Genomic DNA, 18783 nt, shown 5'->3' with positions numbered 1-18783 from the left:
TTACCTCCAGACCAAGACATGTCAGATAACAGCCAAACCACAGCCCCCCAGAATGCTCCCGCCCCCGAAGAAGTCGAAGCCGCCATGGCAGCCCACGCCTCGGACGAGCTGGCACGCCTGCAGGGCGAGCTGGCCGAGCTCAAGGCCAAAAGCGCCGATCTGGCCGACCAGTTCCTGCGCGCCAAGGCCGAGACCGAGAATGCCCGGCGCCGGGCCGAAGACGAAGTCTCCAAGGCCCGCAAGTTCGGCATCGAGAGTTTTGCCGAGAGCCTGCTGCCCGTGGCCGACAGCCTGGATGCCGCCCTGGCCATCAAGGAAGCCACGCCCCAGCAGTTGCGCGAAGGCGCCGACGCCACCCTGCGCCAACTGACTTCGGCACTGGAGCGCAACAAGGTGCTGGCCATCAACCCCGAGGCGGGCGCCAAGTTCGACCCCCACCAGCACCAGGCCATCAGCGTGGTGCCTGCCGACCAGGAAGCCAACACCGTGGTGGCCGTGCTGCAAAAGGGCTATGTGATCGCTGACCGCGTGCTGCGCCCGGCACTTGTCACCGTGACAGCCCCGAAGTAAATCTTCAAATAAATCAGCACGGATGACTTGAACCGCCACAAGTTATCCACAAGTTACTAGCCATCCAAACCATTCAAGCATCCGGAGAAAAATCATGGGAAGAATCATCGGCATTGACCTGGGCACGACCAACAGCTGCGTCTCAATCATGGAAGGCAACACGACGCGCGTGATCGAGAACAGCGAAGGCGCGCGCACCACGCCTTCCATCGTGGCCTACCAGGAAGACGGCGAGATCCTCGTCGGCGCCTCGGCCAAGCGCCAGGCCGTGACCAACCCCAAGAACACGCTGTACGCCGTCAAGCGCCTGATCGGCCGCAAGTTCACCGAAAAAGAAGTGCAAAAGGACATCGACCTGATGCCCTACAAGATCGTGGCCGCCGACAACGGCGACGCCTGGATCGAAGTGCGCGGCAACAAGCTTTCGGCACAGCAGGTGTCTGCCGACATCCTGCGCAAGATGAAGAAGACGGCCGAGGACTACCTGGGCGAGCCCGTGACGGAAGCCGTCATCACGGTGCCCGCGTACTTCAACGACGCCCAGCGCCAGGCCACCAAGGACGCCGGCCGCATTGCAGGCCTGGACGTCAAGCGCATCATCAATGAGCCCACTGCGGCTGCCCTGGCCTTCGGCCTGGACAAGCAGGAAAAGGGCGACCGCAAGATCGCCGTGTATGACCTGGGTGGCGGCACGTTCGACGTGTCCATCATCGAAATCGCGGACGTGGACGGCGAAAAGCAGTTCGAAGTGCTGTCGACCAATGGCGACACCTTCCTGGGCGGCGAAGACTTCGACCAGCGCATCATCGACTTCATCATCGAAGAGTTCAAAAAGGAATCGGGCGTCAACCTCAAGAACGACGTTCTGGCCCTGCAGCGCCTGAAGGAAGCCGCCGAGAAAGCCAAGATCGAGCTGTCGAACTCGGCCTCGACCGACATCAACCTGCCTTACGTGACCGCCGATGCCTCGGGCCCCAAGCATCTGAACATCAAGCTGACCCGCGCCAAGCTGGAGCAATTGGTGGAAGAGCTGATCGAGCGCACCATCGCTCCTTGCCGCATGGCCATCAAGGACGCAGGCGTGTCGGTGTCCGACATCCATGACGTGATCCTGGTCGGCGGCATGACGCGCATGCCCAAGGTGCAAGAGAAGGTCAAGGAGTTCTTTGGCAAAGACCCCCGCAAGGACGTGAACCCCGATGAAGCCGTGGCCGTGGGCGCTGCCATTCAAGGCCAGGTGCTGTCGGGCGACCGCAAGGACGTGCTGCTGCTGGACGTGACACCGCTGTCTCTGGGTATCGAAACCCTGGGTGGCGTGATGACCAAGATGATCCAGAAGAACACCACCATCCCAACCAAGTTCGCGCAGACCTACTCGACGGCCGACGACAACCAGCCTGCCGTGACCATCAAGGTCTACCAGGGTGAGCGTGAAATGGCGGCGGGCAACAAGCTGCTGGGCGAGTTCAACCTCGAAGGCATTCCACCGGCAGCACGTGGTGTTCCACAGATCGAAGTGTCGTTCGACATCGACGCCAACGGCATCTTGCACGTGGGCGCCAAGGACAAGGGCACGGGCAAGGAAAACAAGATCACCATCAAGGCCAACTCCGGCCTGTCGGAAGAAGAAATTCAGCAAATGGTGAAAGATGCCGAGCTGAACGCTGCCGACGACAAGAAGAAGCTGGAGCTGGTGCAAGCCCGCAACCAGGGCGAAGCCGCCGTGCACAGCGTGAACAAGAGCCTGGCCGAACACGGCGACAAGCTGGATGCCGGCGAGAAGGATGCGATCACCGCAGCCGTGAAGGCCCTGGAAGAAGTCCTGAAGGGCGAAGACAAGGCCGCGATCGACGAGAAGACGACCGCGCTGATGGCCGCCAGCCAGAAGCTGGGCGAAAAGATGTACGCCGACTCCCAAGCGGCGCAAGCCGCTCAGGCTGCCGGTGGTGCTGATGCCGGTGCTTCGGCCTCCGCATCTTCGGCCAAGCCTGCAGACGATGACAACGTCGTCGATGCCGAAGTCAAGGAAGTCAAGAAGGGCTGAGCACGCTCCCGTTGACCCCAGCCGCCGCGCGGTGCCGTTGACGGTGCTTGCGCGGCGTTCCTGTTCCAACCGGGCTCAGAAAGACCATGTCCAAAAGAGACTTTTACGAAATCCTGGGTGTTCCCAAGAACGCCTCGGACGAAGAAATCAAGAAGGCCTATCGCAAGCTGGCGATGAAGCACCACCCTGACCGCAATCAGGGGGATGCGGCCAAGCCTGCCGAAGAGAAATTCAAGGAGGCCAAGGAGGCCTACGAGATGCTCTCCGACCCACAAAAGCGTGCGGCCTACGACCAGTACGGCCACGCCGGGGTCGACCCCAACATGCGCGGCCCGGGAGGCCCGGGTGCAGAGGGCTTTGGCGGTTTTGCCGAGGCTTTTGGCGACATCTTCGGCGACATGTTCGGCCAGCAGGGCGGGCGTGGGCGGGGCGCGGGTGGCCGCCAGGTCTACCGCGGCAGCGACCTGAGCTACGCCATGGAGATCACCCTGGAAGAGGCCGCACGCGGCAAGGATGCGCAGATTCGCATCCCGTCGTGGGAGAGCTGCGACACCTGCCACGGCAGCGGCGCCAAGCCCGGCACCAGCGCCAAGACCTGCGGCACCTGCCAGGGCGCGGGCACGGTGCAGATGCGCCAGGGCTTCTTCAGCGTGCAGCAGACCTGCCCGCACTGCCGTGGCACGGGCAAGATCATTCCCGAGCCCTGCACCAGCTGCCATGGCCAGGGCAAGCTCAAGAAGCAAAAGACGCTGGAAGTGAAGATCCCTGCGGGCATCGACGACGGCATGCGCATTCGCAGCACCGGCAACGGCGAACCTGGCACCAACGGTGGCCCGCCCGGCGACCTGTACATCGAAATCCGCCTGAAGAAACACGACATCTTCGAGCGCGACGGCGACGACCTGCACTGCCAGGTACCCGTGAGTTTCATCACGGCGGCTTTGGGCGGCGAGATCGAGGTGCCCACCTTGGCGGGCAAGGCGGCCATCGACATTCCGGAAGGCACCCAGGCCGGCAAGCAGTTCCGCCTGCGCGGCAAGGGCATCAAGGGTGTGCGCGCCAGCTACCCGGGCGACCTGTACTGCCACATCGCCGTAGAGACCCCCGTGAAGCTCACCGAGCACCAGCGCAAGCTGCTGCGCGAGCTGGAGGATTCGCTCAAGAAGGGTGGCGGCCGCCATTCGCCCAGCGGCGAAAGCTGGACGGACCGCTTGAAGAACTTCTTCAGCTGATCACCAGCCTGCCCCCCAAAAAACCGCCTGCGGCCTTTCGGCCCGGGCGGTTTTTTCTTGATGCAAGGCAAGAAAATCGCAGTCAACCCCCGCTGGCGCAGCCTGCGCAGTACGATGAAAATCCATCGGCGATGAAGCGGGAGCTGCGGTCCATGAACAATGTCAACATCACCTTTCTGGGTGGCTCCGGGACCGTCACAGGCTCCAAATACCTGGTTCGGCACAACGGCAAAAGCCTGCTGATCGACTGCGGCCTGTTCCAGGGCTACAAGCAGCTGCGCCTGCGCAACTGGCAGCCCTTGCCCGTCACGCCCCGCCAGATCGACGCGGTGGTGCTGACCCATGCGCACCTGGACCACAGCGGCTACCTGCCCCTGCTGGCGCGCGATGGCTACACCCACGCCATCCACTGCACGCCGGGCACGCGCGACCTGTGCACCATCCTGCTGCCCGACAGTGGGCACCTGCAGGAGGAAGACGCGGCCTTTCTCAACCGGCACCAGCTCAGCAGCCACAGCCCCGCCCTGCCGCTGTACACGCGGCTCGATGCACTGCACTGCCTCCAACAGTTCCAGATCCATGCGTTCCACAAAGCGTTCGAGCCCCTGCCCGGCTGGCGCATGACTTTCTCGCCCGCTGGCCACATCCTCGGCGCGGCCAGTGTGCTGCTGGAAGTCGGAGGGCGGCGCATCCTGTTCTCCGGCGACCTGGGGCGGCCCGATGACCTGCTCATGAACCCGCCCGACGCGCCGCCCCAGGCTGACACGGTGCTCATCGAGTCCACCTACGGCGACCGCGAACACCCTCCCGAAGGCCTGCTCGACGAACTGGGTCCCGCCCTGCAGCGCCTGGCCGCACGCGGGGGCATAGCGGTGGTGCCCGTGTTCGCCGTGGGGCGTGCCCAGGTGGTGCTGCACGCCATTGGCCTGCTCAAGGCGCAGGGTGTGGTGCCCGCTTCCCTCAAGGTGTTTCTGGACAGCCCCATGGCGGTCAGCACCACGGGGCTGTTCCAGCACCATATGCAGGAACACCGCCTGAGCGGCCGCGAAGTACAGGCACTGGAGCATGGCGCCACCATGGTCCAGACGCCCGAGCAATCCAAGGGGCTGGCCAAGCTGCATGGCCCCATGGTCATCCTGTCGGCCAGTGGCATGGCCACAGGGGGCCGCGTGCTGCACCACCTGGCGCTGCACGCGGGCGACCACCGCAACATGATCATCCTGACTGGCCACCAGGCCCCGGGCACGCGCGGCGCGCGACTGGCAGAGGGTGAGAAGACCATCCGCATCCACGGACAGGACGTGGCCGTTCGCGCCGAGGTGGTACGGCTGTCCTCTGCGTCAGCCCACGCCGATGGCAACCAGCTCATCGCCTGGCTGCGCAGCATGGGCCACGCGCCGGACCAGGTGTATGTGGTGCACGGCGAAATGGGCGCCGCCGATCTGCTGCGCCAGCGCATTGAGCATGAGCTGCGCTGGCGTGCCGCTGTGCCAGAACACGGCAGCACCTGCACCGCCTGAGCCACGGTAGCGTTCTGGGCTTCAGAGGGTCTGCTCACCCGCAGACGGGCACCCCAACCATCGCGTATCGCGATGGCAAAGCACCCATAATGCAGAGAAAATAGACAACCTTCTCATTCCGAGAAGACAAAACCCCATGAAAAGCTCCGAGCGCAGTTTTGCGCGCCGTATCGACCTGACCTCGCTGCAACTGTTTGTGGCGGTGTGCGAGCTCGGCAGCATTGGCCGCGCGGCTGAGCGCGAATTCATTGCGGCATCGGCGGTGAGCAAGCGCCTGTCGGACCTGGAAACGGCCGTGGACACCGCCCTGCTCTACCGCCACAGCCGGGGCGTCACGCTCACACCCGCAGGCGAGAGCCTGCTGCACCATGCGCGCACCGTGCTGTTTGGCCTCGAACGCATGCAGGGCGAGTTGAGCGAATACGCCGACGGTGTGCGCGGCCATGTGCGCATGCACGCCAACATCTCGGCCATCTTCCAGTTCCTGCCCGAAGACCTGGGCGCCTTTGCGCGCGAGCACAGCCAGATCAAGATCGACCTGCAGGAGCACCTCTCCAGCGACGTGCTGCACGCCGTGCAGGAGGGCGCTGCAGACCTGGGCATCTGCAACATCGGCATGGCCAGTGGCAACGGTGCCCTGGAATTGCAAAGCCGCCCTTATCGCGCCGACAATCTGGTGCTCGTTGTGCCCCTGGCGCACGACCTGTCTGCGCTGGCAGCTATCAATTTTGAAGAAGTTCTGGACTGGGACATCGTGGGCCTGCACGCCAACAGCAGCATCAGCCTGGCCATGCGCGCCGCAGCAGCTGCCGCCGGGCGCCCGCTGCGCCAGCGTATTCAGGTCACGGGGCTGGACGCCATGTGCCGCATGATCGACAACGGCCTGGGCGTGGGCCTGCTGCCCGACCGGGCGTTTGCGCTGATGCGCGGCGTGGGCAACCTGCAAGCCGTCCCATTGACCGACGCCTGGGCCCACCGCGAGCTGCGCGTGGTGGCCCGCGACTTTGACGCACTGCCCGTCACGGCGCGTTTGCTGGTGGAACACCTCTCACCACGCCAAGACCCCGGCACTAAAATCCAATCACCCACCTGAAAGCAGAAAGAAAGCCACGCCATGGGACGCACCCTGTACGACAAGATCTGGGACGAGCATGTCGTCCACACCGAAGAGGACGGCACATCCATCCTCTACATCGACCGCCATCTGGTGCACGAGGTGACCAGCCCCCAGGCCTTTGAAGGGCTGCGCGAGGCGGGCCGCAAGGTCTGGCGCATGAGCTCCATCGTGGCCACCGCCGACCACAACACACCCACCACGGGCTGGGAAAACGGCTACGACGGCATCACCGACCCGATCAGCAAGGAACAGATCACCACGCTGAACGACAACATGGCGCAGATCTCGCCTGCGGCATTCTTCCCGTTCATGCACAAACGCCAGGGCATCGTGCATGTGATTGGCCCCGAAAACGGCGCCACCCTGCCCGGCATGACGGTGGTCTGCGGCGACAGCCACACCAGCACGCACGGAGCTTTCGGCGCGCTGGCGCACGGCATCGGCACCAGCGAGGTCGAGCACGTGATGGCCACGCAGACCCTGCTGGCCAAGAAGGCCAAGAACATGCTAGTGCAGGTAGATGGCCAGCTCGCAAAAGGCGTGACGCCCAAGGACGTGGTGCTGGCCATCATCGGCAAGATCGGCACGGCCGGCGGCACGGGCTACACCATCGAGTTTGCGGGCTCCGTCTTCCGTGCGATGAGCATGGAAGGCCGCATGACCGTGTGCAATATGGCCATCGAAGGAGGTGCGCGCGCAGGCCTGGTGGCGGTGGACGACAAGACCATTGAGTACGTCAAGGGCCGCCCCCTGTCGCCCACGGGCGTGGAATGGGACCAGGCCGTGGCGTACTGGAAGACCTTGCATTCGGATGCCGATGCGAAGTTTGACACCGTCGTCAAGCTCGACGCAGCCGACATCCAGCCACAAGTGACCTGGGGCACCTCGCCCGAAATGGTGCTGGGCATCGACGCCCGCGTGCCCGACCCGGACAAGGAAAAGGACGCAAACAAGCGTGGCGCCATCGAGCGCGCCTTAACCTACATGGGCCTCACGCCCGGCAAGGCCATCAACGACATCACCATCGACAAGGTGTTCATCGGTAGTTGCACCAACAGCCGCATCGAAGACATGCGCGAAGCCGCCGCCGTGGTGAAGAACCTGGGCCGCAAGGTGGCCAGCAACGTGAAGCTGGCCATGGTGGTGCCGGGCTCGGGCCTGGTCAAGGAACAGGCCGAGCGCGAAGGACTGGACAAGATTTTTGTGGCCGCGGGCTTTGAGTGGCGCGAACCCGGCTGCTCCATGTGCCTGGCCATGAATGCCGACCGCCTGGAGCCCGGCGAGCGCTGCGCCAGCACCAGCAACCGCAACTTCGAAGGCCGCCAGGGCGCTGGTGGCCGGACCCATCTGGTGAGCCCCGCCATGGCAGCAGCCGCTGCCGTGCACGGCCACTTTGTGGACATTCGTCAATTTTCCTGAAGGAGCCCTGTCATGAAAAAGACCGCAACCCTCATCGTGCTCGCCATCACCTTCGTGCTGGCCGGCTGCAACACCGTCAAGGGCGTGGGCCAGGACGTACAGCGCGCCGGTGGCGCCCTTGAACGCGCCGCAAAATAAAGAACGTCATGCAGAAATTCACCAAGCTCGTGGGCCTTGTGGCCCCGATGGACCGCGAGAACGTCGATACCGACGCGATCATCCCCAAGCAATTCCTCAAGTCGATCAAGAAGACCGGCTTTGGCGTGAACCTGTTTGACGAGTGGCGTTACCTGGACCACGGCGAACCCGGCCAAGACCCCGCCAGCCGCAAGCCCAACCCCGACTTTGTGCTGAACCAGCCGCGCTACGCAGGCGCCTCCGTGCTGCTGGCGCGCAAGAACTTCGGCTGTGGCTCCAGCCGCGAACACGCGCCCTGGGCGCTGGACCAGTACGGCTTTCGCGCGGTGATCGCGCCGAGCTTTGCCGACATTTTCTTCAACAACTGCTTCAAGAACGGCCTGTTGCCCATCGTGCTGCCCGAGGCCACCGTGGCCCAACTGTTTGACGAAGTGCTGGCCTTCCCCGGCTACCAGCTCACCATCGACCTGGAGCGCCAGGTCATCGTGCGTCCGCAGGGCCAAGAGATTCCGTTCGAGGTGCAGGCCTTCCGCAAATACTGCCTGCTCAATGGCTTTGACGACATCGGCCTGACCCTGCGCCAGTCCGACAAGATCAAGGCCTTTGAAGCCCAGCGGCTGGCCACCAAGCCCTGGCTGGCGCACACCATGGTGTCGTGAGACGGCGTGGGCATCCAAAGTATCAGTCAAATTGGCATCTAGCGCTTTACCTATAAGCGCTAACAGCTATCAAAAACAAAGCAAATTCAATGAAAATCGCAGTTCTGCCGGGTGACGGCATTGGCACCGAAATCGTCTCTGAAGCCATCAAGGTCCTGGAGGCTCTGGAACTCCCGTTCGAGATGGAATCCGCCCTGGTGGGCGGCGTAGCGTACGACGCCCACGGCCACCCGCTGCCCGAGTCCACGCTCAAGCTCGCCAAGGAGGCTGACGCCATCCTGTTCGGCGCCGTGGGCGACTGGAAATACGACACGCTCGACCGCCCCCTGCGCCCCGAGCAGGCCATTCTGGGCCTGCGCAAGAACCTGGGCCTGTTCGCCAACTTCCGCCCCGCCATCTGCTACGAGCAACTGGTGGGCGCATCGAGCCTCAAGCCCGAGCTGATCGCGGGCCTCGACATCCTCATCATTCGCGAACTGACCGGCGACATCTACTTTGGCCAGCCGCGCGGCCGCCGTGTGGCCACCGACGGCCACTTCCCCGGTGCCGAGGAAGCCTTCGACACCATGCGCTACAGCCGCCCCGAGATCGAGCGCATCGCCCACGTCGCCTTCCAGGCTGCGCGCAAGCGCAACAAGAAGGTCACCAGCGTGGACAAGGCCAACGTGCTCGAAACCTTCCAATTCTGGAAGGACGTGGTCACCGACGTACACAAGGAATACCCCGACGTCGAGCTGCAGCACATGTACGTGGACAACGCCGCCATGCAGCTCGTGAAGGCGCCCAAGGCGTTCGACGTGGTGGTCACCGGCAACATGTTCGGCGACATCCTGTCGGACGAAGCCTCAATGCTCACCGGCTCCATCGGCATGCTGCCCTCGGCAAGCCTGAACAGCACCAACCAGGGCCTGTACGAGCCCAGCCACGGCAGCGCGCCGGACATCGCCGGTAAGGGCGTGGCCAATCCGCTGGCCACCATCCTGTCGGCCGCGATGATGCTGCGCTTCAGCCTGAACCAGGAAGCCGCCGCCCAGCGCATCGAAGCCGCGGTGCAAAAGGTGCTGGCCCAGGGCCTGCGCACCCCCGACATCTACAGCGAAGGCACCACCAAGGTGGGCACAGCGCAGATGGGGGATGCCGTGGTCAAGGCGCTGGCCGCCTGAACCGCACCGCTCGGCGGTCACGAAAAAGCGCCGGTCTTCCGGCGCTTTCTTCGTTGTCGAGCCCGCGTACCGCCTACAGCCAGGCGTTGTCGATGAACTCCATGATGGAATAGCGCCGGTTTTCCAGCGGCCGCTCCTGCGCGGCCGCCACGATGTGCGCGACGCCATCTGCATACGGCGCATCTCCATAGACAAGCGTTTCCAGCTTCACGCTGCAAGCGCCATCCTCCATCCGCACCTGGTGGTACGCGTGGCGGGCAAGATGCTCTTGGGGGATTTTTAACTCGCCCCGTTGAACCTCCGGATCGCGCACGGACCGGATTTCAGCCGGACTGAGGCCCAGAGCCTGCGCCATGCTGACCGCCGTGCCCGGCACGGAGGACTTCTGGGCCTGATGGGATTCGGTAAGCCCTATGCGGTAGCCGCGAAACAGATGCCCGCTGCGCTCCAGCATGGCCATGAACTTGAGCATGAGGAGGTTGGTGTTCGGACACAGGATGACCGGAAACCCCACGGCAGTGTGTTCCAGCGCTGACCCCGTGGACAGCTCCACCAGCGGAGATTGCGTGGATGCGCAGAACGCGCTCACGGCTTGCAGCTCCCGGCCCGAGCCAGCGTGCACCACCACCGATTTTTCTGCAGGCAGCCCCTCGGCGGCCCAGGGCACAACCTCGCCAGCGTCCCCAGAGGGCAGCGCGCCCAGAAGCTCCCTGGCCAGCTTGCCGGACCCCACAACGATGACTTGCATTTTTCTACTCTCGATGAATCACAGACAAAACGATAGGCAGGACTGTAGTGCGATGCAGACCCCAAGCGGAGGCTCCCCACGAAGTCATTGGCTTTTTCTACCGTCTATCCCGCCGGTCGCTCCACAGAGACGCTGTTGGAGCAACAGCACAGAGCCCAAAGCCCACATCCGCTACAATCCCAGCCTATGTTTGCCGCCCACACGTTCGCCCTGAACATTGCACCCGCCGCCCTGGCCGGTGTCGCTGCGCGCGCAACCATCACCAAAACCACGACCATTAAGGGCTGACTCAGCCTGGTTCGTCGTGCGCCCTCCCTGGCCAGACGAGCCAGGCGAGCAGTCCGGTCTGGCACTGTTTCTTACTTAGAAAGGGCGTTGAAATGAGCAAGTTGGTAGGTTTGGTCGGCTGGCGCGGCATGGTTGGCTCGGTCCTGATGGACCGCATGGAACAAGAGAAGGACTTCGATCTGATCGAACCCGTGTTCTTCTCCACCTCGAATGCAGGCGGCAAGGCCCCTGCCCAAGCGAAGAACGAGACTGCGCTGCAGGACGCGTTCAACATCGAGGCCCTCAAGCGCTGCGACATCATCATCACCGCCCAGGGCGGCGACTACACCTCCGAAGTGTTCCCCAAGCTGCGCGCAGCGGGCTGGAATGGCCACTGGATCGACGCCGCATCCACCCTGCGCATGGACAAGGACGCCGTGATCATTCTTGATCCCGTCAACATGCCGGTCATCAAGGATGCCCTGGCCAACGGCGGCAAGAACTGGATCGGTGGCAATTGCACCGTGAGCTGCATGCTGATGGGCGTGGGCGCTCTGTACAAGGCAGGTCTCGTGGAATGGATGAGCACCCAGACCTACCAGGCAGCCTCGGGTGGCGGCGCGCAGCACATGCGCGAACTGCTCACGCAGTACGGCACGCTGAACGCCGAAGTGAAGTCCCTGCTCGATGACCCCAAGAGCGCCATCCTCGAAATCGACCGCAAGGTCATCGCCAAACAGCGTGCCCTGACCAGCGCTGAAACCACCAACTTCGGCGTGCCGCTGGGCGGCAGCCTGATCCCCTGGATCGACAAGGACCTGGGCAATGGCATGTCCAAGGAAGAGTGGAAGGGCATGGCGGAAACCAACAAGATTCTCGGCCAGGGCGAGGGCTTCAGCGCCCCTGCCGTGCCGGTGGACGGCTTCTGCGTGCGCGTGGGCGCCATGCGCTGCCACAGCCAGGCGTTGACCTTCAAGCTGAAGAAGGATGTGCCCCTGGCTGACCTGGAAGCCATGATTGCCGCCGACAACGAGTGGGTCAAGGTAGTGCCGAACACCCGTGAAGCCACCATCAAGGATCTGACGCCCGTGGCTGTGACCGGCACCATGACCATCCCTGTGGGCCGCATCCGCAAGCTGGCCATGGGCCCCGAATATGTAGGCGCCTTCACCATTGGCGACCAACTGCTCTGGGGGGCTGCCGAGCCTCTGCGCCGCATGCTGCGCATCTTGCTCGACGCTTAAGCCGGCATCCTCCAAAAAGCGCGCACAGCCCCCGTTGTGCGCGCTTTTTTGCGCCCAGCACCATGACACACTCCGTTACGCCACGTTGGCAATTGGCAACATTTGAATGCCCCAAATTGGTGCGACTCGACCCCACACAAAGCTTCGGAGCCACCTCAGCTTGTCAGTGCAAAACATTGATGCTATGGTGCTTTTTACATATTTTCACGCGCCGGGGCGGGACCAGACCATGAGAAAAAAAGCACCGCTCGACCGAGCCGCACAAAAACCTAATCAGTTGATGGCAAACATGCATCGTTGGAAATTTTCTGTCCTGGCGGCTGCGGCCGTAGCGTCGGTCGGCTTTTACGCTGGCGATGCCTCCGCTCTGGCGCTGGGTCGCATCACCGTGCAGTCTGCCCTGGGCGAGCCTCTGCGCGCCGAAATCGACTTGCCCCAGATCACTCCGGCCGAAGCCGACACCCTGCGCGCCACCACGGCCACCCCGGAAGTTTTCCGTGCCCAGGGAATGGAATACACGCCAACGATCAACAACCTGCGGATCCAGCTACAGCGGCGCCCCGATGGCAGCGCCGTGCTGCGCCTGACGAGTGATCGTCCGGTGAACGATCCCTTCCTGGACCTGGTGCTGGATGCCAACTGGGGCTCGGGCCGTATCGTGCGCAGCTACACGATGCTGTTTGACCCGCCAGCACTGCGCCGCGCTGCGCCGAGTGTGACGGCGTCCCCCCAGATCTCAGCACCTGCGGCACAGCAGACGCCTGCAGTGCGCGCCCCGGCCGCCCCGCGCGCCAGCGAATCTCCCGCTGCAGTAGCCCCTGCTACCCAGCCAGCGCCACGCCCGGCAGCAGCCCCCCGCGCCACGCCCACTGACGGCGTGAAGGTGCAGGCTGGTGACACGGCAGGCCGCCTTGCGAACACCTATCGCCCAGCCAGCGTCTCTCTCGATCAGATGCTGGTAGCCATGATGCGAGCGAACCCCGATGCCTTCATTCAGGGCAATGTCAACCGACTCAAGGCTGGCGCAGTGCTACAGATGCCCGACGAAGCCACCGCGCAGGCGACACCAGCTCCAGAAGCTCGCCAGATTCTTGCCGCCCAGGCCCGGGACTTCAACGAGTTCCGCCGCAAGCTGGCAGGCGCAGCCCCCACCACCGCCGTGGCTGCCGCCGAGCGCTCTGCGTCGGGCACGGTGCAGACCCGTGTAGAGGACAAGAAGCCTGCGACGACCGCGCCCGACAAGCTCACGCTGTCCAAAGGCTCTGTCAAAGGCCAGAAAGCGGCCGAGGATCAACTCGCCAAGGACAAGCAAGCCGGCGAAGCGGCCACGCGGATGGCGGAACTGTCCAAGAACATCACGGACCTGAACAAGCTGGGGGCGGCATCTGCGACCGCTGGCAGTGCCTCGCCTGCGGCCGCCGGTAGCGCCAGCGCCCCTGCCGGTGTGGCCGTGCAGGCCCCTGCTGTCCCCGCCACGCCCACGGCGCCCGCCATGCCGGAAACCCCGGCATCCGCCCCGGTGGCCGCAGCCAGCGCTCCGGTAGCAGATGCCGCCGTTCCCGCAGAAGCAGCTTCCGAGCCCGCCTCTGCACCGGCTCCTGTGGCGTCGGCTCCCGCAGCCCCTGTGCGAGTGCCTGCACCGGCTCCAGCCCCAGTGGAAGAGCCGAGCTTCCTGTCCGGCCTCATGGACGACCCGATACTTCCCCTTGCTGGTGGCGGTCTGCTCGCCCTCCTGTTGGGCTATGGCGCCTACCGCGTGGTGCAGCGTCGCCGCCAGAACGCTGGCGTGGACAGCTCCTTCCTCGAAAGCCGCATCCAGCCCGACTCGTTCTTCGGTGCCAGCGGTGGACAGCGTGTCGATACCGCCAACAGCGAAATGACAACCGGCTCGTCCATGGCCTACTCGCCCAGCCAGCTGGATGCGGGCGGCGATGTGGACCCGGTGGCAGAAGCCGATGTGTACCTGGCCTACGGCCGTGACCTGCAGGCCGAGGAAATCCTGAAGGAAGCCATCCGCCACAACCCAGCCCGTGTATCCGTCCATGTAAAGCTTGGCGAAATTTATGCCAAGCGCCAGGACCGCAAGGCGCTGGAGGCCGTGGCGGGAGATGTGTTCAAGCTGACACAGGGCGAAGGGCCGGACTGGAACCGCATTGCGGAACTGGGCCGCGATCTGGACCCTGATAACCGGCTGTACCAGCCTGGTGGCCGGCCCGGCATGGCCGAGGATGAATCCCCATCGCTGCCCCCAGGGGGTTTCCCAAGCACCTTCACAGGTGCAGGCAACGCCGCAGCTTCGGCGGCACTCCCCCCGGATCTTGATCTGGACCTCGACCTGGATCTGCCCGACGACGCACTGACAGACGCTCCCTCAGTGGCACCAGCGCCTCCAGGCGGATTTGCCGCTGCGGCCGCCGCTGCTGCGGCTGCAGGTGGAGTCCGCCGTGCCACCGATGCAGACGAACCGCAAACACTGCGGCCCGAGTTGGATTTGCCAGAGCTGCCATCTGCAACGGCCCCTGCCTGGGGCGGTCAAGATACTGCGCCCGGCCCGGTCATGGCCCCTCCGCCCGTGGCCAACCTGGACTTCCCGAGCGCAGACGATCTGAGCATGGCACCCTCTGGCCCCATGCCTCTGGCAGGTGATGCCAAGGATTCCGGCCCTATGGAATTTGACCTGGGCGAACTGTCGCTCGATCTGAACGCACCATCCAAGCCCATGGCTGCCCCTGCCGCCAAGGCACTTGCTCCAGCACCAGAGTTTGTTGACGATGGTTCGGCGGCAGCGCAGGATGATCCACTGGCCACCAAGCTGGCACTGGCTGAAGAGTTCAACGCCATTGGCGATACCGACGGCGCGCGCACACTGATTGAAGAGGTGGTGGCAGAGTCCAGCGGGGCACTCAAGACCCGGGCCCAGCGCATGCTGGCTGAACTGGGCTGATGCAGCCCCTTCCCCCAGGCCACCCCATGACGCGGGTGGCGCTGGGTGTCAGCTACAACGGACAGACCTACAGCGGCTGGCAAAGCCAGCTGTCTGGCAATACGGTTCAAGACAAACTCGAAGCGGCCCTGGGCCGCTTTGCCACGCACCCTGTCAGCACCTTGTGTGCGGGTCGCACGGACGCAGGGGTGCACGGACTGATGCAGGTGGTGCACTTCGACACGCCACTCCAACGCCCGCCCTCGTCGTGGGTCCGTGGTACCAACACCTTTCTTCCTGCCGATATCGCCGTGCAATGGGCGCAGCCCGTGCCGCATGATTTTCACGCCCGTGCCAGCGCCGTAGCGCGGCGCTACGCATACGTGCTGCTGCAATCGCCCGTGCGTCCCAGTGTGGATGCAGGCCGTGTGGGCTGGGTTTACCACCCGCTGGACCACGATGCGATGCGGCAAGCTGCAGACCAGTTGCTGGGGGAACATGACTTCACCTCATTCCGCGCGTCGGCGTGCCAGGCGAAATCTCCCATCAAGACCCTGCAGCGCATCGATATTGTCCGCCGTGGCCTGAACGCGCCCCACCCGGAGCTGGGCTGGAGCCCCTGCTACTGGCGTTTCGAATTCGAGGCCAACGCCTTCCTGCACCACATGATCCGCAACATCATGGGCTGCCTGATTGCCATTGGCCAAGGCAACCAGCCCCCTGGGTGGATCACCGAAGTGCTCGCCGCCAAGTCACGCGATGCCGCGGCGCCGACGTTTTCCCCGGATGGGCTGTACTTTCAAGGGCCAATCTATGACGCCAGCTGGGGACTGCCCCAACGCACGGCTGCGTATGATTGGTTGCCATGAATGCTGATAAGTACACCCCCACGCTCCCCGCTTCGCGCACCCGCATCAAAATCTGCGGCCTGACCCGCGAGCAGGACGTGGATGCCGCCGTGGCGGCAGGTGCGGATGCGGTCGGATTTGTGCTCTACGCCCCCAGCCCCCGCGCCGTGACACCCGAACGCGCCGCACAACTGGCCAGGCGCCTGCCGGCTTTTGTCACCCCGGTTTTGCTGTTCGTCAACGAATCCGCTACCAATGTGATAGCAGCTACCGCTTTGATAGCGGGCGCTACCATCCAATTTCACGGTGATGAATCCCCACAGGATTGCCTGGACGCCACCCACCAGGGCGCGCGGCCCTACCTGCGAGCGGCACGAATTCCCCTGGGCGACGGTGCAGCCAGCTTCGACCTCGTAAAATACGCCCACGATTACTCTCACGCCCAAGCCATCCTGCTCGACGCCCATGTCGAGGGTTTTGGCGGCAGCGGCAAGGCATTCAATTGGTCACTCCTTCCACCAAGCGTCAGCTCTCACCTCGTTTTGTCTGGTGGACTCACGCCTGCAAACGTGACCGATGGCATTTTGCAAGTCCGTCCGCGTTGCCACACGCTGGCGGTTGATGTCAGTTCCGGCGTCGAGGCCGATGGGCCCGATGGAAAGCCCATCAAGGGCATCAAGGACGCCATGAAGATCCAACGCTTCGTTGCCGCCGTGCGTGCGGCCGATGCACAACTTGCAAAGAACCCCCATGAATTCCTATCAGCAACCTGATCCCTCGGGCCACTTCGGCCCTTACGGCGGCAGTTTCGTCAGCGAAACCCTGACCCACGCCATCCAGGAGTTGCGCGAGGCCTACGCCCGCTACCAGCACGAACCCGCGTTTCTGGCCGAGTTCCATTACGAACTCAAACACTTCGTGGGCCGACCCTCTCCCGTCTACCACGCAGCCCGCACCAGCCGCGAAATGGGTGGCGCGCAGATCTACCTCAAGCGCGAGGACCTGAACCACACCGGTGCCCACAAGATCAACAACGTGATCGGCCAGGCCATGCTCGCCAAGCGCATGGGCAAGCCTCGCGTGATCGCCGAAACCGGCGCTGGTCAGCATGGCGTGGCCACGGCCACCATCTGCGCACGCTATGGGCTCGAATGCGTGGTGTACATGGGTGCTGAAGACGTGAAGCGCCAGAGCCCCAACGTGTACCGCATGAAGCTGCTGGGCGCCACGGTGGTGCCCGTGGAATCTGGCAGCAAGACGCTGAAAGACGCGCTCAACGAAGCCATGCGCGACTGGGTGGCCAATGTGGACAACACCTTCTACATCATTGGCACGGTAGCAGGCCCGCACCCCTACCCGATGATGGTGCGCGACTTCCAGAGCGTGATCGGGAAGGAATGCATCGAGCAGATGCCCGCGATGCTGGCCGAACAAAAGGTGATGGGCGGCCAGCCCGATGCCGTGATCGCCTGCGTAGGCGGCGGCAGCAACGCCATGGGCATCTTCCACCCCTACATTCCGTTTGAAAAGACGCGCCTCATTGGCGTGGAGGCGGCGGGCGAGGGGCTGGAGTCGGGCAAACACTCGGCGTCACTGCAAAAGGGCAGCGCGGGCGTCTTGCATGGCAACCGTACCTTTATCCTGCAGGATGACAACGGCCAGATCACCGAAACCCACAGCATCAGCGCGGGGCTGGACTACCCCGGCGTGGGCCCGGAGCACGCCTGGTTGCAGGAAATCGGGCGTGCCGAGTACGTCGGCATCACCGACAAGGAGGCGCTGGAGGCCTTCCACTACCTGTGCCGCACCGAAGGCATCATCCCCGCACTCGAATCCAGCCACGCCGTGGCCTACGCCATGAAGCTGGCCAAAACCATGCGCGCAGACCAGTCGATCCTGGTCAACCTGTCGGGCCGGGGTGACAAGGACATTGGCACCGTGGCCGACCTCAGTGGTGCCGACTTTTACTGTCGCCCCAGTTGCCAGGGGCAGTCCGTCAAGGGCGCTGAGCAACCCGTCAAGGTGGTCAAATGAGCCGCATCGAAGCAACTTTCTCCGCCCTCAAGGCCCAGGGCCGCAAGGCGCTGATTCCCTATGTGACCGCTGGTTTCCCGTTTGCCGACATCACCCCCGCCCTCATGCACGGCATGGTGGAGGCCGGTGCCGACGTGATCGAGTTGGGCGTGCCCTTTTCCGACCCCATGGCCGACGGCCCCGTCATCCAGAAAGCGGGCGAAAAGGCCCTCAGCCTGGGCATTGGCATGGTGCAGGTGCTGGACCACGTGCGCGAATTCCGCAAGCGCAACAGCACCACGCCGGTGGTGCTGATGGGCTATGCCAACCCCGTGGAACGCTACGACCAGAAGCACGGCGCAGGCGCCTTTGTGCGCGACGCCGCAGCCGCGGGCGTGGACGGCGTGCTCATCGTGGACTACCCCCCCGAGGAGTGCGAAGCCTTCGCCGCCAGTTTGCGGGAGCACGGCATGGACCTGATCTTCCTGCTGGCCCCCACCAGCACGGACGAGCGCATGGCCCAGGTGGCCCGCGTGGCCAGCGGCTATGTGTACTACGTGTCGCTCAAGGGCGTGACCGGCTCGGGCGCGCTGGATACGGCTGCCGTGGAGCAGATGCTGCCCCGCATCCGCCAGCATGTGCAGATCCCCGTGGGCGTGGGCTTTGGCATCCGTGACGCCGCCACCGCCCAGGCGATTGGCAAGGTGGCCGATGCCGTGGTCATCGGCAGCCGCATCATCCAGCTGATTGAAGACCAGGAGCACGCCAAGGTGGTCCCCCTGACGGTGGACTTCCTTCGCGGGGTGCGCAAGGCACTCGACGCATAATGCTGCCCGGCGCGCACCTTGTGGTGTGCGCCCTCATTTCACTCCAGGCCT

The 18783-nt window shown here is 64.0% G+C and carries 16 protein-coding genes; 15 read left to right on the top strand and 1 reads right to left on the bottom strand.

Annotated elements, in window-relative coordinates; translation table 11 throughout:
- Positions 1-18 precede the first annotated feature (18 nt).
- The 9 genes from grpE to leuB all read left to right on the top strand — a co-directional run bounded on the left by grpE (position 19) and on the right by leuB (position 9862).
- Positions 19-570, top strand: coding sequence for a nucleotide exchange factor GrpE (grpE, locus tag IB243_RS07420; RefSeq protein ID WP_029414071.1), 552 nt, complete (start codon positions 19-21; stop codon positions 568-570).
- Positions 571-664: 94 nt separating this feature from the next.
- Positions 665-2614 carry a molecular chaperone DnaK gene (gene dnaK / locus IB243_RS07415; RefSeq protein WP_010463819.1) on the top strand — a complete coding sequence of 650 codons (1950 nt, stop codon included), beginning with the start codon at positions 665-667 and terminating at the stop codon, positions 2612-2614.
- A gap of 86 nt (positions 2615-2700) precedes the next feature.
- Positions 2701-3846, top strand: a complete 1146-nt coding sequence (gene dnaJ, locus IB243_RS07410) for a molecular chaperone DnaJ (protein ID WP_010463817.1) — start codon at positions 2701-2703, stop codon at positions 3844-3846.
- A 152-nt stretch (positions 3847-3998) separates the two neighbouring features.
- Positions 3999-5366: an MBL fold metallo-hydrolase gene (locus IB243_RS07405; protein ID WP_225584791.1), complete on the top strand. Its 1368-nt coding sequence runs from the start codon at positions 3999-4001 to the stop codon at positions 5364-5366.
- A 136-nt stretch (positions 5367-5502) separates the two neighbouring features.
- Positions 5503-6459, top strand: a complete 957-nt coding sequence (locus tag IB243_RS07400) for a LysR family transcriptional regulator (protein WP_010463812.1) — start codon at positions 5503-5505, stop codon at positions 6457-6459.
- A 21-nt stretch (positions 6460-6480) separates the two neighbouring features.
- Entirely contained in the window at positions 6481-7902 is a 1422-nt protein-coding gene (gene leuC / locus IB243_RS07395) for a 3-isopropylmalate dehydratase large subunit (protein WP_192426036.1), read from the top strand.
- A gap of 12 nt (positions 7903-7914) precedes the next feature.
- Positions 7915-8040, top strand: coding sequence for an entericidin A/B family lipoprotein (locus IB243_RS07390; protein ID WP_010463809.1), 126 nt, complete (start codon positions 7915-7917; stop codon positions 8038-8040).
- An 8-nt stretch (positions 8041-8048) separates the two neighbouring features.
- Positions 8049-8699, top strand: coding sequence for a 3-isopropylmalate dehydratase small subunit (gene leuD / locus IB243_RS07385; RefSeq protein WP_192426034.1), 651 nt, complete (start codon positions 8049-8051; stop codon positions 8697-8699).
- 89 nt (positions 8700-8788) lie between these two features.
- On the top strand, positions 8789-9862 hold the full coding sequence (gene leuB, locus IB243_RS07380) for a 3-isopropylmalate dehydrogenase (RefSeq protein WP_192426032.1): 1074 nt from the start codon (positions 8789-8791) through the stop codon (positions 9860-9862).
- A gap of 73 nt (positions 9863-9935) precedes the next feature.
- Here leuB and IB243_RS07375 read toward each other — a convergent pair whose 3' ends face one another.
- Positions 9936-10610, bottom strand: a complete 675-nt coding sequence (locus IB243_RS07375; RefSeq protein ID WP_192426030.1) for a dihydrodipicolinate reductase C-terminal domain-containing protein — start codon at positions 10608-10610, stop codon at positions 9936-9938.
- A gap of 380 nt (positions 10611-10990) precedes the next feature.
- On the opposite strand from IB243_RS07375, the gene asd reads away from it, so the two are divergent.
- The 6 genes from asd (at position 10991) to trpA (ending at position 18732) form a co-directional block, all read left to right on the top strand.
- Entirely contained in the window at positions 10991-12121 is a 1131-nt protein-coding gene (asd, locus tag IB243_RS07370) for an aspartate-semialdehyde dehydrogenase (protein WP_192426028.1), read from the top strand.
- Positions 12122-12410: 289 nt separating this feature from the next.
- Positions 12411-15065: a FimV/HubP family polar landmark protein gene (locus IB243_RS07365; RefSeq protein WP_192426026.1), complete on the top strand. Its 2655-nt coding sequence runs from the start codon at positions 12411-12413 to the stop codon at positions 15063-15065.
- Positions 15066-15091: 26 nt separating this feature from the next.
- On the top strand, positions 15092-15913 hold the full coding sequence (truA, locus tag IB243_RS07360) for a tRNA pseudouridine(38-40) synthase TruA (protein WP_057226825.1): 822 nt from the start codon (positions 15092-15094) through the stop codon (positions 15911-15913).
- On the top strand, positions 15910-16665 hold the full coding sequence (locus IB243_RS07355; RefSeq protein WP_192426024.1) for a phosphoribosylanthranilate isomerase: 756 nt from the start codon (positions 15910-15912) through the stop codon (positions 16663-16665). The genes truA and IB243_RS07355 overlap by 4 nt, the downstream gene beginning before the upstream one ends.
- Positions 16643-17926 (top strand): tryptophan synthase subunit beta, encoded by a 1284-nt coding sequence (trpB, locus tag IB243_RS07350; protein WP_192426022.1) that lies wholly within the window; start codon positions 16643-16645, stop codon positions 17924-17926. Before IB243_RS07355 ends, trpB begins: the two co-directional genes overlap by 23 nt.
- Positions 17923-18732: a tryptophan synthase subunit alpha gene (gene trpA / locus IB243_RS07345; RefSeq protein WP_057226817.1), complete on the top strand. Its 810-nt coding sequence runs from the start codon at positions 17923-17925 to the stop codon at positions 18730-18732. Before trpB ends, trpA begins: the two co-directional genes overlap by 4 nt.
- Positions 18733-18783: the final 51 nt, after the last annotated feature.

Source organism: Acidovorax sp. ACV01, from assembly GCF_014851495.1.
Classification (GTDB): Bacteria; Pseudomonadota; Gammaproteobacteria; order Burkholderiales; family Burkholderiaceae_C; genus Acidovorax; species Acidovorax radicis.
This window is presented reverse-complemented; position numbering and strand designations above follow the sequence as displayed.

Excerpts from the sequence above, each read along its gene's own strand:
- grpE (WP_029414071.1), top strand. The coding sequence starts at position 19 with ATGTCAGATAACAGCCAAACCACAGCCCCCCAGAATGCTCCCGCCCCC.
- dnaK (WP_010463819.1), top strand. The coding sequence starts at position 665 with ATGGGAAGAATCATCGGCATTGACCTGGGCACGACCAACAGCTGCGTC.
- dnaJ (WP_010463817.1), top strand. The coding sequence starts at position 2,701 with ATGTCCAAAAGAGACTTTTACGAAATCCTGGGTGTTCCCAAGAACGCC.
- IB243_RS07405 (WP_225584791.1), top strand. The coding sequence starts at position 3,999 with ATGAACAATGTCAACATCACCTTTCTGGGTGGCTCCGGGACCGTCACA.
- IB243_RS07400 (WP_010463812.1), top strand. The coding sequence starts at position 5,503 with ATGAAAAGCTCCGAGCGCAGTTTTGCGCGCCGTATCGACCTGACCTCG.
- leuC (WP_192426036.1), top strand. The coding sequence starts at position 6,481 with ATGGGACGCACCCTGTACGACAAGATCTGGGACGAGCATGTCGTCCAC.
- IB243_RS07390 (WP_010463809.1), top strand. The coding sequence starts at position 7,915 with ATGAAAAAGACCGCAACCCTCATCGTGCTCGCCATCACCTTCGTGCTG.
- leuD (WP_192426034.1), top strand. The coding sequence starts at position 8,049 with ATGCAGAAATTCACCAAGCTCGTGGGCCTTGTGGCCCCGATGGACCGC.
- leuB (WP_192426032.1), top strand. The coding sequence starts at position 8,789 with ATGAAAATCGCAGTTCTGCCGGGTGACGGCATTGGCACCGAAATCGTC.
- IB243_RS07375 (WP_192426030.1), bottom strand. The coding sequence starts at position 10,610 with ATGCAAGTCATCGTTGTGGGGTCCGGCAAGCTGGCCAGGGAGCTTCTG.
- asd (WP_192426028.1), top strand. The coding sequence starts at position 10,991 with ATGAGCAAGTTGGTAGGTTTGGTCGGCTGGCGCGGCATGGTTGGCTCG.
- IB243_RS07365 (WP_192426026.1), top strand. The coding sequence starts at position 12,411 with ATGCATCGTTGGAAATTTTCTGTCCTGGCGGCTGCGGCCGTAGCGTCG.
- truA (WP_057226825.1), top strand. The coding sequence starts at position 15,092 with ATGACGCGGGTGGCGCTGGGTGTCAGCTACAACGGACAGACCTACAGC.
- IB243_RS07355 (WP_192426024.1), top strand. The coding sequence starts at position 15,910 with ATGAATGCTGATAAGTACACCCCCACGCTCCCCGCTTCGCGCACCCGC.
- trpB (WP_192426022.1), top strand. The coding sequence starts at position 16,643 with ATGAATTCCTATCAGCAACCTGATCCCTCGGGCCACTTCGGCCCTTAC.
- trpA (WP_057226817.1), top strand. The coding sequence starts at position 17,923 with ATGAGCCGCATCGAAGCAACTTTCTCCGCCCTCAAGGCCCAGGGCCGC.